This is a genomic window from Rhizobium sp. RSm-3 (assembly GCF_001854685.1).
In the GTDB taxonomy this organism is placed as follows: Bacteria; Pseudomonadota; Alphaproteobacteria; order Rhizobiales; family Rhizobiaceae; genus Rhizobium; species Rhizobium ecuadorense.
This window is the reverse complement of the sequence record NZ_MAWZ01000002.1, coordinates 528,388-541,296: the sequence shown is the minus strand read 5'-3', so window position 1 is coordinate 541,296 and position 12,909 is coordinate 528,388. Positions and strand designations below refer to the sequence as shown.

General features: G+C 61.9%; 13 protein-coding genes and 2 pseudogenes. 10 read left to right on the top strand and 5 right to left on the bottom strand.

Annotated elements, in window-relative coordinates:
* Positions 1-24: 24 nt before the first annotated feature.
* Both BBJ66_RS05710 and BBJ66_RS05705 read right to left on the bottom strand, forming a co-directional pair.
* Complete coding sequence (locus BBJ66_RS05710; RefSeq protein ID WP_071085546.1) at positions 25-894, bottom strand: aldose 1-epimerase family protein; 870 nt, start codon at positions 892-894, stop codon at positions 25-27.
* Between the two features lie 99 nt (positions 895-993).
* Complete coding sequence (locus BBJ66_RS05705) at positions 994-1,323, bottom strand: DUF6665 family protein (RefSeq protein WP_049733200.1); 330 nt, start codon at positions 1,321-1,323, stop codon at positions 994-996.
* Positions 1,324-1,522: 199 nt separating this feature from the next.
* Between BBJ66_RS05705 and BBJ66_RS05700 the strand changes: the two genes are divergently transcribed.
* The 6 genes and pseudogenes from BBJ66_RS05700 to BBJ66_RS05675 all read left to right on the top strand — a co-directional run.
* Entirely contained in the window at positions 1,523-3,145 is a 1,623-nt protein-coding gene (locus tag BBJ66_RS05700) for an ABC-F family ATP-binding cassette domain-containing protein (protein WP_049733199.1), read from the top strand.
* A gap of 91 nt (positions 3,146-3,236) precedes the next feature.
* The gene (locus BBJ66_RS05695) at positions 3,237-3,629 is read left to right on the top strand and encodes a VOC family protein (protein ID WP_071085753.1); all 393 of its coding nucleotides are present in this window, start codon (positions 3,237-3,239) and stop codon (positions 3,627-3,629) included.
* A gap of 69 nt (positions 3,630-3,698) precedes the next feature.
* A complete protein-coding gene (locus BBJ66_RS05690; protein WP_071085544.1) occupies positions 3,699-4,289 on the top strand; it encodes a hypothetical protein in 591 nt (196 codons plus the stop codon).
* A gap of 101 nt (positions 4,290-4,390) precedes the next feature.
* Entirely contained in the window at positions 4,391-4,555 is a 165-nt protein-coding gene (locus BBJ66_RS05685; RefSeq protein ID WP_003571841.1) for a DUF1328 domain-containing protein, read from the top strand.
* A gap of 414 nt (positions 4,556-4,969) precedes the next feature.
* The gene (locus BBJ66_RS05680; protein ID WP_049733198.1) at positions 4,970-5,491 is read left to right on the top strand and encodes a DUF992 domain-containing protein; all 522 of its coding nucleotides are present in this window, start codon (positions 4,970-4,972) and stop codon (positions 5,489-5,491) included.
* A gap of 94 nt (positions 5,492-5,585) precedes the next feature.
* Positions 5,586-5,891: pseudogene (locus BBJ66_RS05675) on the top strand (GNAT family N-acetyltransferase); the annotation flags it as partial.
* A gap of 239 nt (positions 5,892-6,130) precedes the next feature.
* Here BBJ66_RS05675 and BBJ66_RS05670 read toward each other — a convergent pair.
* Positions 6,131-7,003, bottom strand: coding sequence for a DMT family transporter (locus tag BBJ66_RS05670; protein ID WP_071085542.1), 873 nt, complete (start codon positions 7,001-7,003; stop codon positions 6,131-6,133).
* A 58-nt stretch (positions 7,004-7,061) separates the two neighbouring features.
* Here BBJ66_RS05670 and BBJ66_RS05665 point away from each other — a divergent pair, with 58 nt between their 5' ends.
* Complete coding sequence (locus BBJ66_RS05665) at positions 7,062-7,667, top strand: TetR/AcrR family transcriptional regulator (protein WP_071085539.1); 606 nt, start codon at positions 7,062-7,064, stop codon at positions 7,665-7,667.
* A gap of 386 nt (positions 7,668-8,053) precedes the next feature.
* Here the strand turns inward: BBJ66_RS05665 and BBJ66_RS05660 are convergent, their stop codons facing one another.
* On the bottom strand, positions 8,054-8,965 hold the full coding sequence (locus tag BBJ66_RS05660; RefSeq protein WP_071085537.1) for a LysR substrate-binding domain-containing protein: 912 nt from the start codon (positions 8,963-8,965) through the stop codon (positions 8,054-8,056).
* 459 nt (positions 8,966-9,424) lie between these two features.
* Here BBJ66_RS05660 and BBJ66_RS05655 point away from each other — a divergent pair, with 459 nt between their 5' ends.
* Complete coding sequence (locus tag BBJ66_RS05655) at positions 9,425-10,519, top strand: MFS transporter (RefSeq protein ID WP_225881075.1); 1,095 nt, start codon at positions 9,425-9,427, stop codon at positions 10,517-10,519.
* 112 nt (positions 10,520-10,631) lie between these two features.
* A pseudogene (locus BBJ66_RS05650) lies at positions 10,632-10,941 on the top strand (GNAT family N-acetyltransferase); the annotation flags it as partial.
* On the opposite strand, the gene BBJ66_RS05645 reads toward BBJ66_RS05650, so the two are convergent.
* Entirely contained in the window at positions 10,913-11,842 is a 930-nt protein-coding gene (locus BBJ66_RS05645; protein ID WP_071085535.1) for a LysR family transcriptional regulator, read from the bottom strand. The pseudogene BBJ66_RS05650 and the gene BBJ66_RS05645 overlap by 29 nt on opposite strands.
* A 72-nt stretch (positions 11,843-11,914) precedes the next feature.
* Here BBJ66_RS05645 and BBJ66_RS05640 point away from each other — a divergent pair, with 72 nt between their 5' ends.
* On the top strand, positions 11,915-12,832 hold the full coding sequence (locus BBJ66_RS05640; RefSeq protein ID WP_190238029.1) for a DMT family transporter: 918 nt from the start codon (positions 11,915-11,917) through the stop codon (positions 12,830-12,832).
* Positions 12,833-12,909 lie beyond the last annotated feature (77 nt).

Here is a 12,909-nt window from a genome sequence, read left to right as displayed (position 1 = left end):
GCGCCCTGTCGGGCGCGCGGCCTTCTATTGTAAAATCTCGACGGTAAAGGCGAAGCGAGCGACCGCACCCGGTGCCAGGGTAGTCGTGGAGGGCCGCTTCGAAAGTTCGCTCGAACGTCCAGCCTCCGCGGCCGTTCCATGCCAGGGTTCGATGCAGAGGAAGGGGGCGCCCGGTTTGGTCCACAGGGCAAGATTGGGCAGATTTTCGAGCCGGAACTGCATGGTCGGCCCGCCTTCTGTGCCATACGTTAAGCCTTCGCCTGCCCCTTGCGGAAAGATCATCGCATCCTCATCGAACATTGCGTGATCGAGCACCAGCCGGCCGGCCTCGAATGGCGAGGGCAGCGGCGCAGGATTGATGAGGCCACCCTGCAGCCGCACGAGCGGCGGCTCGCCCTTGTTGTCGAGCGTAACGACATGGTCGTGCCCGGCGGCACCCGGCAGCGGCCAGGCAAAGGCCGAATGGAATCCGAGCCCGAACGGCATCGCCCGCTGATCGCGGTTGGTGACTTCTGCCGTCACCGTCAGCGCGCGGCCCTCGATCGCATGGGTCACCGCCAGCTGAAAATCGAATGGGTAGACCGCCCGGGTGGCCGGCGAGGCGACCAGTTCGTATCGGCACATCGTCGCGGTGGATGCCGCAAGCGCGAATTCGCTGCGGCGGGCAAAACCATGCTGAGCCATCGGATAGATCGTGCCGTCGATTGCTATCTTGTCGTCCGGCGCCTTGCCGACGATCGGAAACAGGATCGGCGACCGTCCGGTCCAGAAGGCTGCGTCACCCGTCCACAGCCATGAGCGCCCGTCGCTGGTGGCGAGCGCCTGCATCTCGGCACCCAGAGACGAGACGTCGACGGTGAGATGCTGGTTTCCAATCCGGATTGAGCTTGGCATCACAATTCCCTTTCGCCTGGTTCTGCACCAAGCCATATCTTTCTGCGCCGTTGATTTCCACTCAATAGGGAAGGGAGCGGCCTCCGCCGTCGCTACGCGTTATTTCCGCACCACGCCCAATCTCGCGATCACTTCATTCGGGATGCCGTAGCGCTGAATGGCGTCGCGGTTGTTTCTGAGCCCGCAGATCTCACGCTGAATGAAGAAGGCCCAGACGGCGTCGGAGGCTGCATTGAGAAGTGTCTCGCGTTCCTCGGCACTCTGGCGGTCGGCGGTCCAACCCTTCAGCGCGGCAAGTGCTGTCTCCACCTTCAGCCCGTGACGCCCGAGCGCATCGGCGCGTTCCGACATCAGCTCGTATTCGAGGACGTGGAAGCCGTTTGCATTCTGCTGCGATTGTATGAAGGATTGCGGCGGGCGGACGCTCATTGGCACAGCTTCTCCTCGGGCGAGCCACGATACTATCCAATCCGGCTCCGAATTAAAGCAGCGAGCGTGATGTCGTGCGAAATCCGCTTACAGGTTTCTGGATCCTCAGGAGATCGAGAGGGTTTGAGACAGGCCTATCCTGTCATTTCCATGCGTGGCATAAGGGCGCCAAAATCGTTTCCCGGGTCCCGCGCACATCATGATTCGTATCGAGAATATCAGCAAGCAACTCAGTCACCGGATCCTCTTCATCGAGGCGTCTGCAGCGCTCAACAGAGGCGAGAAGATCGGTCTCGTCGGCCCGAACGGTGCCGGCAAGACGACGATCTTCCGGATGATCAACGGTGAGGAGCAGCCCGACGAAGGGCAGGTCTCCTGTGAGAAGGGCGTCACCATCGGCTACTTCAACCAGGACGTCGGCGAGATGGCGGGCCATAGTGCCGTCGCCGAGGTAATGAACGGCGCCGGCCCGGTCAGCGTCGTTGCCGGGCAATTGCGCGAACTCGAGGCGGCCATGGCCGATCCCGACCAGGCCGACGATATGGACAAGATCATCGAGCGTTATGGCGAGGTGCAGGCGCGCTACGAAGAGCTGGACGGTTATGCGCTCGAAGGACGCGCCCGCGAAGTGCTCGCCGGCCTGAGCTTCAGCCAGGAGATGATGGACGGCGATGTCGGCGCGCTGTCGGGCGGCTGGAAGATGCGCGTGGCGCTCGCCCGCATCCTGCTCATGCGTCCCGATGTCATGCTGCTCGACGAGCCGAGCAACCATCTGGATCTCGAAAGCCTGATCTGGCTGGAGGAATTCCTGAAAGGCTACGAAGGCGCGCTGCTGATGACCTCGCACGACCGCGAGTTCATGAACCGGATCATCACCAAGATCATCGAGATCGACGGCGGCACATTGACGACCTATTCGGGCGACTACGAATTCTACGAGCAGCAGCGGGCGCAAAACGAAAAGCAGCAACAGGCCCAGTTCGAACGCCAGCAGGCAATGCTCGCCAAGGAAATCAAGTTCATCGAGCGGTTCAAGGCGCGCGCCTCGCACGCCTCGCAGGTGCAGAGCCGCGTCAAGAAGTTGGAGAAGATCGACCGGGTGGAGCCGCCCAAGCGCCGTCAATCGGTTTCCTTCGAATTCCAGCCGGCGCCGCGATCCGGCGAGGATGTGGTCAGCCTGAAGAACGTGCACAAGAAATACGGCAGCCGCAGCATCTATGAAGGGCTGGATTTCATGGTGCGGCGCCGGGAACGCTGGTGCATCATGGGCATCAACGGCGCCGGCAAGTCGACACTGCTGAAGCTGGTGACGGGTACCGCCGAGCCTGATGAAGGCAGCGTCGCTCTCGGCGCTAGCGTCAAGATGGGTTATTTCGCCCAGCACGCGATGGATATTCTCGACGGCGAGCACACCGTCTTCCAAGCGCTGGAAGACCGGTTTCCGCAAGCAGGGCAGGGGCCTTTGCGGGCGCTTGCCGGATGTTTCGGCTTTTCCGGCGACGATGTCGAGAAGCGGTGCCGCGTGCTCTCCGGTGGCGAGAAGGCGCGGCTGGTCATGGCGATCATGCTGTTCGACCCGCCGAACCTGCTGGTGCTCGACGAGCCGACGAACCATCTCGACCTCGACACCAAGGAGATGCTGATCAAGGCGCTCTCGCAATATGAGGGCACCATGCTGTTCGTCTCGCACGACCGGCATTTCCTCGCGGCGCTCTCCAACCGGGTGCTGGAGCTGACGCCTGAGGGCATCCATCAATATGGCGGCGGCTACACGGAATATGTGGCGCGCACCGGCCACGAGGCGCCGGGTCTCAGGAGCTGACGATTATTTTGTGCGGCATGTCGAAACCGGCGGCGTCGAAGCGACCAGCAAAAAGCCGGCCACCGATAGCGGTCGAACGGTCGGAGGAGAAATGCCCATGCTGCTGGATAGGATCGAGGTCATCAGCCTGTTCGTCGACGACATCGACGCGGCGAGAGCATTTTACCAAAAGGTCTTTGCCGCCGATGTCGTCTACCAGGACGCTGTCTGCTCGGTGCTGAAATTTTCGGGAATGATGGTCAACCTGCTCCAGGTGACCGAAGCGCCGCAGCTGGTCGAGCCCTCGCCGGTGGCGGCATCCGGTTCGGGCAGTCGTGTCCTGCTGACGATCAAGGTCGACGATGTCGATGCGGTCTGCGCGGAACTGCGCAGGCTTGGCGTGATGCTGCTCAATGGTCCGATCGATCGTCCATGGGGGCGCTGCACGGCGGCCTTTGCGGATCCGTCCGGCCATGTCTGGGAGGTCGCGCAGGAACTGCGCTAAACGTCGCATCGAAGGCCTTGGCAGGCCGCCTCCTGCACGCGAAGGGCGGATTTGGCGGCTGTTGCCACGATGATGACCAAATTCCGTGGTGTTCGGAGCCCTCTTCATGCAATCGGGGACGGGCGCAACGGCATGGACTGGATCAATCGCTATATCGATCAGCCGCTACTGCACGGCGCGGCGGGCTTGCTGCGGAGCTGGCATCTTCGCACGCGGCAACCGCCGGAGCTGCTGGAGCCGACATGGAATCTCGTCGTGCTCTCCTTTCTCCTGATCGCCAGCGGGCAGGTCCTGGCCGGCAAACCTTTCGCGCTCGCTGTTGCCGCGCTTGTCATGCTGGCGCTGCCGTCCGCGCGAAAACTGCTTTCGGCGGTGAAGGCGCGGGGAGGCGGCTATGGCGCCCGGGAATACAAGTCGCTGAGAGCGCGCGCCATCGCCAAACGCGAGGCGGAGTGGTCGGTGCGGATCATCGTCCTGTTTTCCTCCGCTTGCCTTCCCTTTATCGCGCGTATCGACGATCCGGCGGGAGCCTGTTTCATGCTGGGGGCAAGCATCTGGTTCGTCCTGATCGGGCCGCTCAAGGCCTATCTTGATGCCGCCGAACCTCCCGAGCCGAATGAAGGCGACCGGATGTTCAGCGGCGCTTTTCATTTCGGCTGAACAAGGCCGATGTGGCGTGGTATCCGCCGGCTTTGAGAGGGACAGGGAACCAAATGGGGGCGGCCTCCGTTATGTGAGCAGCAACGTAAAAGGAGATTGCGATGCTTTATTACGCTCTGGTGTTTCTCGTTGTGGCCTTGATAGCCGGCGTCCTCGGATTTGGCGGTATAGCAGGAGCTTCAGCTTCCATTGCCCAGGTTCTGTTCTTTATTTTCCTGGTGCTGTTCGTCGTATCGCTTGTCATGCGCTTTATGCGCAGAGTATAGCGCGAATGGAACAAGTATAAAAACCCGGCGAACACATCGCCGGGTTTTTTGTTGCGATGTTTGACGTCTCCACCACGCATGGTTTCCGTTCCGGTTGCGTTCAGCTGTCGCGATCTTCGCATGACCCGCTGCACGAATGCCGTCCCCGGAGAGGTGACGGCAATCGGATCGTGCCTTTCCGGCAACCATTCCTGACAACATCATGAAATAACCGGATGACGCGAAATAGTGCCTTCGAAATGTCCCATTGGGGGCTGAACCGTAAACCTGTTTGTCGCCTGCGCCTCCCATGCGCTCTGACATGCAATGCGAAAAGGGTGGGGTCGGGATTGCGGTTCCGTCCGTTATCTGTTGCCGAATCTGGTGGCGAGTAGCCGGGTTATGCTCCCGTCACGATTTGAGAAGGAGAGACTTATGAAGAAAATTCTTGCGACGGCGTTTGCCGCGGTATCATTGACGTTGGTCGGCGCTGGGGTAGTCAATGCCGCCGACCCGGTCACCAGGACATATGAAGAGCCGGACCTGCGCAATGGCGTCAAGATCGGTTACCTCACCTGCGATATCGGCGGCGGTACGGGTTATGTGCTCGGTTCCTCCAAGGAGGCCGATTGCATCTTCCAGTCAACCGTCGGCAATGAGCTTTCGGATCGTTATACCGGCGAGGTAAGAAAACTCGGCATCGACCTTGGCTTCACCACGCGCAGCCGCCTGATCTGGGCCGTGTTCGCGCCGACGGCCGGTTATCACCGCGGATCGCTCGCCGGCCTCTATGTCGGCGCCACCGCCGAGGCGACGCTCGGCGCCGGTGTCGGCGCCAATCTCCTGGTTGGCGGCACCTCGGGCTCGATCCATCTACAGACGGTCAGCCTGACCGGCCAGCTTGGCCTCAACGTTGCGGCCGGCAGTGCCTCGATGACGCTGACGGCCGACAATTGATATGCCTTTGGCGCCCCCCGCGACGCGGCAGGGGCGCCACCCCATCCAAAGGGCGTTTCACACGCCGCAACATGCCCCGGCCGGTCACGAAATGATGGATGTTCGAATGGCAACGCCCGGCGAGGATGATATCCTAGTGGGGCACTGTCTGCAGATCTGGGACAGCTACGGCACGCCACCGGACCATTACAGGCCCGATGCGGCGGCGCGGATCTTGTCTTTCATCAGAACCGGCCGCGAGGAGCGGCGTCTGACGTCGTTCCTTGCCGTCGTCGACGGTGAAATCGCCGGTTCCGCATCCTGCCAACTGCACCAATCGCCGTTTCCGGAGGTCATCCGGGAAGAGCAGCGGCTGCACGGCTACATCTGGTCCGTCTACGTCGCCGACGAAGTGAGCCGAGTTCGTCCTCGCTAAGCGCTATCAGCTCCGGATAGTCGATGTCGACGCCGGTATAGTCCGCCGTTGCTATGCGTGCATGACGGTCAGCATTTCCGGATCGAGATCGCATCGGCGTGATGGGCGAGGCCACACTCGACTCCGGGGGATATCCATCCCCGTCCGCTCGCCAGAAACTCTGTACGGCTTTTATAAAGCGCTAAAATAGTGAACAATTTTGGGCCGGTGTCCGGCGCAATCGCTTACCCGGCGACGACAGCAGGCTTTCGATCCGACGCGAGGTACCAGAAGACGGCGGCCAGAACGACCGCGCCTCCGACAAGGACCGGCAGCGAAATTTGTTCATCATAGAAGAGCCAGACCCACACCGGCCCAAGCACGACGTCGAGCATGGAGAGCAACCCGGCCTCTCCGGAACCGACACGACGAGACCCGAGGAGCAGAAGGATATAACCTATGCCCGTCGTGAACACCCCGTAGAGCGCGCAGGCAAGAAGCTGCTGCGGGGCGGGGACCCCAAAATGCATCAGCGGCAACGAGATGCACAGGCACGCAAGAGCCGCAAAGGCCGTCATCATCGTCGTGTCCATGTCGGGAAAGCGCCTAGCGATAACGATTTGGGTGGCGCACCCTGCCGTCATAGCGAAGGCACACAGGATACCGAGCACATCTTGAGCCGACACGGCCGCGCCGACCGAGATGGCCGTGCCGACGAACGCCGCACAGCCGGCGGTGACGAAACGATAGCTTACACGGTCCCGGAGCCAGAAGAAGGCGATGCCTGTCGCAACGAAAGGCAAGGTGGCGTAGACCGTCATCACATTGGCGACCGTCGTCCACTGAAGGGATGCGATATAGGTGATAGCAGCGAACGCGGAGACAGCGGAGGCTGCTACACCCGGCAACCCGAAGCCACCGAACCGCGACCGCCTGCCTACCCCTCCCCGGACCACCAGGAAAGCTCCAAGCGTCACGGAGGCGAAGGCCGACCGCCAAGCAACTATCGACCAGACATCCATGTCGGCCATGCGCACGAACAAACCTGCGGTACTCCACAAGAGCGCCGACGCGATGACCATATATATCCCTGTACGCCGTTCCTGTGATAAACTCATGGTGAATGCTCCACGCAGGTATCGTGTATTTTCAACCTTGTAGACGATCGGTCTAGTTATGGATATTCAATCCGCGACGCGTACGCGTCTCATTTCCGAAGGCTTGCGACAGTTGCTCGCGCATGGATACGAAGGCGTCGGGATCGGACCGATCTTGAAGGCCGTCGATGTCCCGAAGGGATCGTTCTACTACTTCTTCCGGAGCAAGGACGATTTCGTGGTCGCGATCATCGAGGCATATGAGGCCAAGTACAGCAGGATCAGGAAGGCGCTGTTCTCGGACACGTCGCGCCGCCCGCTGGCCCGTCTTGACGCTTATTTTGAAATGCTCGAACAGGAGTTGGTAAAAGAAGCACCCTATGCAGGATGCCTCTATGGGGTGCTCGCTCAAACGGCGGCAGGACGCAGCGCCTTCGTACTTGATGCGCTGGCCACCTCATTTGATCGCTGGGAACGGAGCATCGTAGAACTACTGTCCATTGCCCAACAGGAAGCCGACCTCGCGAAGGGGGAGGACATAGCCGATCTCGCCGCATGCATCGTCGAGGCCTACGAAGGAGCGCTTATCCGAGTGAAGGCGACGGACGACATGTCAGCGTTTACCCGCTTCCGGAACAAAGGCCTCAAGAGGCTAACCCTGCGGGCGGCGTCGAGCGCCTGCTAGCGCTTCCTTCCCCAACCAGTCTCGGCTCCCGGATTCAGACCAGGAGATACCGCACCACCGTCCCCGGCGATCAGCAGGTGGGCGGGCAGGGGGCATTGATAAGCTGTGTTCGCTGACAGACGAACAGGCCCCGCGTCCGGAAAGCCCTGAAGCAGGCCTACCGGCCTTCAGTCTTCGGAACAATGAACCGCATCGACGGACGAGTGGCGGCTTCGAGATCAAACGAACTTATGGCCGAGATTCCCGATCTCACGTAACTAGTAGTGCGCGGTGGCACAGCGCAGAGAGCAGCGCGAGGATGGTTTCGCGGGGGCCTTTTCTTGGGTTCAACCTGTTGGAAGACGATCACGCTGTGGGAGTGCGCCGGGATAAACCGTGAGCGGTCGTCAGATGCCTTTGGCCTCAGTTGCGATCCACCCGATGAAGGCCTTAACCTCGCCCCTTTCGATTGCGCTACGCGTCGTCACCGCGTCATAGCCGACGTCGGTGCGAAGGCTTTGCGGCACTGCACGGACCAGCAGTCCCGCCGAAACAAGATCAGCAAGAACCGGTCCACTGCCAAGCACGACCCCCTGACCGGCGATCGCAGCCTGGACCGCCAGATTGTAATCGCTGAATCGCAAGCCGCTGGAAGGCTTGACGCCTGATGCTCCGATCTGCTCCAGCCATCGTGTCCAATCCATCCAAGTCCGCGTGGCGGTCGCCCAGCCGAGGGCGGAGGTCTCCCAATGGATGAACCGGCAACGCGCAAGATCGGTGGGCCCGTCCAGCCCTTCCGCGATCTGAGGACTGCAGAACGCGCACAATTCCTCATCGAACAGCCGGTGGGTGACTAGCGTGTCATCCGGCCTTGCTCCAAAGCGGATGGCGATATCCGCATCGCCCCGAGCCAGATCGACCAGATGCGCCGAGGAGTCGATCAGCACATCCACATCGGGCTCGCCAAGGCGGAACCGCTCCAGCCGCGGCACCAGCCAGGCGGTGGCAAAGGACGGCTCGGCCGAAACGACAAGCCGCCGGCGCCCTCCCTCGGCGCGCATGCGCCGGACAGCCCCGGCCAGATGATCGAAGCCGGTTGTCAGTTCGTCTCGGCCCGCCGCTCCGGCGGTCGTCAGCCGCAGCCCGCGCCCGGCGCGTTCGATCAGGGACAGACCGAGTGTCTCCTCCAGCTTGCGCACCAGCTGCTTCACGGCTGCTGGAGTGACGTGCAGTTCCACTGCCGCCCGGGCAAAACTCAGATGTCGGGCAGTCGCCTCGAAGGCGCGCAGGGCATTCATTGACGGCAGCCAGTCAGACATGAAGTCAGATTATCTAACCTTTTTCGACGAATCAAATAGTTTGCATAAAGCCGGTAGATCCACAATCCTACAGGAAATCTTATGTCTGACCTGAAGGCATCCTGATGAGTGACTCCGTCCGTTTTGATCCAAACGACACCGTTCGCGTCGGAGCACGCCGATTTGAACAGTCGCCCTTCCGGCACCTGTGGGAGACACCCGAAACCCTCATGGGCGTCTATGCCGGACGGTTCTATGCCAAGCATATCAGCGAAAATGTCGAGTCCTGCTGAAGCGACGCGGGATGGTCACCTACGGTGTCGAAATCGTCGCGTCCGCCGACCTGTATCGCGGACGAAGTGTACCAACGTCCGTAAGATCCTCAACGAGTTCCCAATGACCTTTGTAGCCTCCGACGGCGCCGCCGCAACCCACATTTATCACCGCTCCCGCGGTCCCGAACAGTGGGGGACCCGAGCCATGTACTTGGCGGTAGGCCTCGCGATGGCGGCTTGGGCGCCGCTCGTACCGTTCGCGAAGGCGCGAACTGCCATCAACGACGGAACCCTAGGCCTCGTCCTTCTCTGCCTCGGGCTCGGCTCCATCGTCACGATGCCGCTCACCGGACTTCTGGCGAACCGCTTCGGATGTCGAACAGTACTCTTCGCATCCTCGCTCGCCGTCGCCCTCATCTTACCAATGCTAGCACTTTCGAACGAGGTGGTGACGCTGGCGATCTCGCTGGCGATCTTCGGCGCGAGCCTCGGCACTCTCGACGTTGCGACCAATATCCAGGCGGTGATGGTCGAGAAGGACAGCGGCCGCAACATGATGTCCGGCTTCTACGGGATCTTCAGCCTTGGCGGTATCCTCGGGGCGGGCGGTGTCAGCCTTCTCATGCATTCGGGCTTCGAACCACTGCATGCGACCCTTGTCGTCAGCGGGGCTGTGGTTGTCCTCGCGCTCGCGTCGCGCCGGGTTCTCCTCTCTTACGGCAATCGTGAAGCGGAGGGCGCGCCGCTCTTCGTTGCGCCTAATGGGATCGTAATCGTCATCGGTCTCTTGTGCTTCATTTTGTTCCTCGCCGAAGGGGCAATCCTAGATTGGAGTGCGCTCTTCATGATCGAGGCACATGGCCTCGATCCCGCCGTTGCCGGCTTCGGATATGCGACTTTCGCAATCGCGATGACCGTAGGCCGTTTGACTGGCGACGGGATCGTGAAGGCCTTTGGGGGTACCTGGATTCTCGTGGTCGGTAGTCTCGTCAGCGCTGCGGGGTTCGTCCTTGCCGTCTTCGCGCCGATGCGGCTCCTCGCCTTGGCCGGCTTCCTCCTTGTCGGTCTCGGCGCGTCCAACATCGTGCCAGTCCTCTACACCGCTGCGGGAGCTCAGAGCCGCATGCCAGCGAGCCTTGCGATCGCAAGTGTCACGACCATTGGCTATACCGGCATTCTCATGGGCCCGGCCGCGATCGGCGGCGTTGCGCAGATCTCCAACCTCGGCACAGCGCTGCTCCTGATCGCTGCGGCACTCGCCTTCGTTGCGGTAGCCGGGCCTCGAACGTTGCGTCGGTGAACGCGCGGGTGTGAAACGGCAGCTTCGTTCTTGAGGCGCTTGAAAACCGACGGTCCGATTTCCATCCCATTCGAGCCAGAAGAGCTTTAAAGGGGAATGGCGAAGACGTGGTTACAGGCCCGATGCGGTGGCACGGAACTTGTCTTTCATCAGAACCGGCCGCGAGGAGCGGCGTCTGACGTCGTTCCTTGCCGTCGTCGACGGTGAAATCGCCGTTTCCGGAGGTCATCCGGGAAGAGCAGCGGCTGCACGGCTACATCTGGTCCGTCTATGTCGCCGACGCCTTCCGCCGGCGCGGTATCGCATCGGCGCTGACCAGCAAGGCTGTCGACTATCTGAAATCGATCGGCTGCACGGCTGCAGTTTCCGGCGGAGTAACGAAGGGTTTTCCGCTTACGTTTTCGCCCGGCCGGGTGCGATAAAGGCGGCGATTGTCGCCTCGTCATGGCCGGCCTCGCGCAGGAAGCGGCTGGCAAATTCGATGGCAGGACTTCTGAGCGCATCGTCCGGTCGGATCAGATGGAAGGCCACATGATAATCGAGTGTCCGATCCGAGACGGCGACGACGCGCCCGGCGGCCAGCGCCGCGTCCGATAGCGGCGGCCGGGCGAGCGCGATGCCGAGCCCTTGCGCACAGGCATCGATCACCAGATTGTAATCCTCGAAGCGGCGATCGTGGCCGCGCGGCGTATAGTCGACGCCCTCGCGGGCAAGCCAGCGGCGCCAGCCTTCGATATTCGAATCGTGCAGGATCGGCAGGTCGAGCAGCGAAAGCGCGTCGGAGCGCTGGCCGAGCCGGTCTGCCAGCGCCGGGGCGGCGATCGGAAAGGATTTCTCGTGCCAGAGGGACAGGGCGCGCACGCCGGCCCACGGCCCTTTGCCGCAGCGGATGGCAAGATCGGTGCCTTCGCCGAAATCCGCCAGCCGGTGTTCGAGCGTCAGTTCGACATGCAGCTCGTTTCCTTCGAGCTTCGGCAGACGCTGAAACAGCCACAACGAGGCGACGGAGGGCGTCACCGACAGGCGCACCACCGCTTTGTTGCGGCGAGGCAGCCAGCGCTCGCCGCTATTGCCGAGCAGCGAAAGCGCTTCCTCCGCCCGCGCGAAAAACCGCATGCCCTCCGGCGTCAGGCGCACGCCTCTGGCTTCGCGGGCAAACAGGCGCACGCCCATCCAGCGCTCAAGGCGGGAGACCTGACGCGACACGGCGCCATGGGTAATGCCGCTTTCCTCGGCCGCAGCGGAAAACGAGCCGAGCCGGGCAGCACGGGCAAAGGTCTCAAGGGTATCGAGCGGCGGGAGCACCGGCGAGCTGTGAACCATAAGCACATTTGATCATCGATTGCGATGCTTTTCAAGCACGCATCCTCGGCTTAATCCTTGGTCAAAGCACAAATGGAGGTGTCAATGAGCATGGCGGCAAGCGCACCGGTTTCGACGAAGGAGCAAGGCAAGTTCGATCTGGTCGCCTTTGCGGCGATCGTCGTTACCATTCTCTTCTGGGCGTCCTCCTTCGTGGTGATCCGCATCTGCCTCGGGCCGCTGACGCCGATCGAGCTGGCGACAGCGCGTTATGTGGCAGCCGGTGCCATCGCCCTGGTCTACCTCGTGATCTACCGGCCGTTGCCGGGAAAACGCGATGTCGTCCGCCTCTCCGTTGCCGCGGTGCTCTTCATCGCCGCTTATGCGGTTTTGTTGAACACCGGCGAGCAGACGGTTGCGGCAGGGCCGGCGAGCTTCATCATCAACACCATGCCGGTCTTTACCGCCCTCATCGCCACCTTCGCGCTCGGCGAGCGCTTCGGCCGCTGGGGCTGGGCGGGTACCGCGGTTTCCTTCGGCGGCGTAGCGCTGATTGCCGTTGCCTCCGACGGCGGCTTCAAGCTTGATCCGAATGCCATCCTCATCCTCGGCGCAGCACTTTGCTCGGCGATCGCCAGCGTGCTGCAGAAGCCGTTGCTCGGCCGGATGCCGGCGCTTGCCGTCACCGCCTGGATCCTGCTGATCGGTTCCGTGCCGCTGTTTCCGGCTGTTCCGGCGACGATCCAGGCGCTGGCCGCCGCCCCGGCGGAGGTGAACTGGGGTGTTGCCTATCTCGTCATCTTCCCGACGGCGATCGGCTACGTCACCTGGGCGATCGCGCTGAAGCGGCTGACGGCCGCCCGCGCTTCCAACTTTCTCTACGGCGTTCCGCCGGTCGCCACGCTGATCGGTTTCCTCTGGCTGGGTGAGACGCCGACGGCGCTCGGCGCAGTCGGCGGCGTCATGGCGATCCTTGGTGTGCTTGTCGTCAATGTGATGCGGAAGCGATAGAGGCAAATTCACCCCGGATCAGCTCTCGCCCCAGATCTAGAGCAATTCTAGCAAAACTGTGTAGCGGTCTTGCGTCC